The organism is Neisseria sp. P0022.S010 (assembly GCF_051956635.1).
This window is the reverse complement of sequence record NZ_JBQCXF010000297.1, coordinates 1-3,560: the sequence shown is the minus strand read 5'-3', so window position 1 is coordinate 3,560 and position 3,560 is coordinate 1. Positions and strand designations below refer to the sequence as shown.

The following is a 3,560-nucleotide window of genomic DNA, read 5'->3' as shown; positions in this document are numbered from 1 at the left end:
AACATTCAGACGGCCTTTTTGTATGGTTTTATTTTTTCTTCAACCAAACGCCGCTTTCGATATGGTGGGTAAATGGGAATTGGTCGAACAGGGCGGCGCGTTCGATGGTATGGGTTTGACAGAGCGTATCGAGGTTGGTGCGTAGGGTCTCAGGGTTGCAGGAAATATAGAGGACGTTGTCGAATCGGGCAACCAATTTGAGCGTCTCATCATCAACACCGGCGCGTGGAGGATCGACAAAAATAGTTGAAAAATCATAGTTTTTCAAATCGATGCCTTGTTCTTGCAGGCGGCGGAATTCGCGGTTTTGCGTGTAGGCCTCGGTAAATTCTTCCGCAGACAGGCGGGCGATTTTGAGATTGGTAATTTGGTTGGCTTCAATATTCCATTGGGCGGCATTGACAGAAGTTTTGGAGACTTCGGTTGCCAACACTTGATTGAAATGTTGCGAAAGCGGCAGGGTGAAATTGCCGTTGCCGCAGTACAGCTCAAGCAGGTCTTTGCCTAAGTTTTGCGCAGCATCACACGCCCACGTCAGCATTTTTTGGCACACTTGGGCATTGGGTTGGGTAAAGCTGCCCTCGATTTGACGATAGCGGAAGGTTTTGCCGTTGACTTCCAACGTTTCGGTCACAAAATCTTGGCTCAATACGATTTTCTGTCCGCGGCTGCGGCCGATAATGTGGATGCCCAAATTGTGCGCCAGCTCTTGCGCGGCTTGTTGCCATGCTTCGTTCAGCTTCTTGTGGTAAATCATGGTAACCAGCATTTCGCCGCTTAACGTGGACAAAAATTCGACGGCGTACCAGCGGTTTTTCAGCTCGGGATGATTGGATGTGGCTTCAATCAATTTCGGCATCAAGGCATTGATGGATTCGGATGCGGCAGGAAATTGGTCGCAACGGATCAGGCTTGCCCCGCTTGCCTTTTGCCCGCGCTCAAACATGGCGTAAAACATTTCACCGCCCTCATGCCAGATACGGAACTCGGCACGCATTCTGTAATGCTGTTCCGGAGATTCAAAGACTTCGATTTCAGGGAAATCCAGTCCTTGGAAAAGTTGCTGAAGATATTGCTTTTTGTCGGCTAGTTGTTGCTGGTAGGCAGTCATTGGGGCAGTCTTTCGGAAAATAATGGCGAATTATAATATAGTTGGCGCAAAGATACGAAAGGCCGTCTGAAACATCGGTTTCAGACGGCCTTTGATTGTAAAGCATCAGCTTGTCAATCAGCCTTGCATTTGTTTGGCTTGAACGGCAGTCAGGGCGATGGTGAAGACGATGTCTTCAATCAATGCGCCGCGGGACAAGTCGTTAACCGGTTTGCGCAAACCTTGCAACAACGGGCCTACGCTCAGGACGTTGGCGCTGCGTTGTACGGCTTTGTAAGTACAGTTGCCGGTATTGAGGTCTGGGAAAACCAAAACGGTTGCTTGACCGGCAACAGCGCTGCCCGGAGCTTTGGATTGGCCGATAGATGGAACGGTAGCCGCATCGTATTGCAACGGACCTTCGATGGCCAAATCAGGGCGTTTTTCGTTCGCCAGTTTGGTTGCTTCGATCACCGCATCGACATCAGGGCCGCTGCCTGAGTTGATGGTAGAGTAGGAAATCATGGCTACTTTTGGATCGATACCGAAGGCTTTGGCGCTGTCGGCAGATTGGATGGCGATGTCGGCCAGTTGTTCCGGAGTTGGGTTTGGGTTAACCGCGCAGTCGGCAAATGCTAATACTTGGTTAGGCAGCAACATGAAGAATACGCTGGATACAAGGCTTGCGCCCGGAGCGGTTTTAATCAGTTGCAGGGCAGGGCGGATAGTGTTGGCAGTAGTGTGGACTGCACCGGAAACCAAACCGTCTACGTCGTTTTGAGCCATCATCATGGTGCCGAGTACGACGGTGTCTTGCAGCTGTTTGCGTGCGTCTTCAGGAGTCAGGCCTTTGGATTTGCGCAATTCGCACATCGGCCCAACGTATTGCTCAACCAAAGAAGCAGGATCAATGATTTCCAAAGAATCAGGCAGGGAGATGCCGCGTTCTTTAGCTACGGCCTCAACTTCTTCGCGGGTAGCCAACAGTACGCAACGAGCGATGCCTTTTTCGTGGCAGATGGCGGCAGCGGCGACGGTGCGCGGTTCTGCGCCTTCAGGCAGAACGATGCGCATATCGGCTTTGCGGGCAAAATCGATCAGGTTGTAACGGAATTGGGCTGGAGACAGGCGTTTGGCTTCGCGTTTGGCCAAAGCGGATACGTCTTGCAGTTTGTCGCTGGAGCCGAAGAAAGTCAGGCCGGTTTGTTCGGCAACTTGTGCGCCCAAAGCAGCGGCTGCGCCGTCAATGATAAAGCCTTCCAATAAGCCTGGAGAGTTGGTATAGAGCTGTTTGGCAAGATTCAATTGTTGAGTGACGGCAGCGGCATCAGTGTTGTCGGATTTCAGCGCCAATACAACGCCTGCATCCAAAGACAGCGCCAATTCAACGTTTTTGCCTGCCAAGAACAATTTGTCCGCATCAGGAGTGATGCCTTCGATAACGAGATTGTCTGCATTTAATGCTGCAACTTTACCGACAAGTGCGTCAAACCAATCGTCACTTTTGCCTTGAGCCAACAGGGTTTCGGCAGCAGGGTCAACGGCTTGGAAAACTTGCGCATTTAATGCTGCTGCAAATGCTTTTGCCGCTGCATCGGCGCTCAGACCGGCAGATACCGGTGCGATCAGGATTTTTGCCATTTTGTGTCCTCTCATTCGGTGATTGTAGAAGGGTGTTGCTGTGGCGCAGCTGGTGCTGCATTTATCACTTCGGGATAACATATACACGGCCATATTAACATATGTCATCAGGCCGTCTGAAAAGTATAAACGCAATGGACCAAATCCATCAATCCCCCATTGCTGCCAAAAGCTCGGCTTGATGCTCGGCAATCAGGGCATTGGTGATTTCTTCTAAATCGCCGTCCATCACAAAATCCAGTTTGTGCAGGGTAAGGTTGATGCGGTGGTCGGTAACGCGACCTTGTGGGTAGTTGTAGGTGCGGATGCGTTCGCTGCGGTCGCCGCTGCCGATCAGGGATTTGCGTTCAGCGGCTTCTTTGGCTTGGGCTTCGCGTTTTTGTGCGTCGTTCAGGCGGGCAGCGAGGACTTTCATTGCCTGCGCTTTGTTGGCGTGTTGGCTGCGGCCGTCTTGGCATTCGACCACCATGCCTGTCGGCAAGTGGGTAATACGGACGGCGGAGTCGGTTTTGTTGATGTGTTGACCGCCCGCGCCGGATGCACGGAAGGTGTCGATGCGCAGATCGGCTGGGTTCAACTCGATGTCTTCGAGTTCGTCCGCTTCGGGCATGACGGCAACGGTACAGGCGGAGGTGTGGATACGGCCTTGGCTTTCGGTAGCAGGGACGCGTTGCACGCGGTGGCCGCCGGATTCAAATTTCAGACGGCTGTATGCGCCCAAGCCGATAATGCGGGCGATGACTTCTTTATAGCCGCCCAATTCGCTTTCATTGGCGGAAACGATTTCGACCTGCCAGCGGTTGCGCTCGGCGTAGCGGCTGTACATACG

3 protein-coding genes are annotated in these 3,560 nt (G+C 52.3%); all 3 read right to left on the bottom strand.

Features of this window, described 5'->3' with window-relative positions; all coding sequences use genetic code 11:
• Window positions 1-28 precede the first annotated feature (28 nt).
• Entirely contained in the window at window positions 29-1,111 is a 1,083-nt protein-coding gene (trmA, locus tag ACTHUT_RS15645; RefSeq protein ID WP_250599953.1) for a tRNA (uridine(54)-C5)-methyltransferase TrmA, read from the bottom strand.
• 117 nt (window positions 1,112-1,228) lie between these two features.
• Entirely contained in the window at window positions 1,229-2,731 is a 1,503-nt protein-coding gene (gene pta / locus ACTHUT_RS15640; RefSeq protein ID WP_003686207.1) for a phosphate acetyltransferase, read from the bottom strand.
• A 148-nt stretch (window positions 2,732-2,879) separates the two neighbouring features.
• Window positions 2,880-3,560, bottom strand: a 681-nt coding sequence (locus ACTHUT_RS15635) for a peptide chain release factor 1 (RefSeq protein WP_440419002.1), incomplete at its 5' end; no start/stop codon positions are given.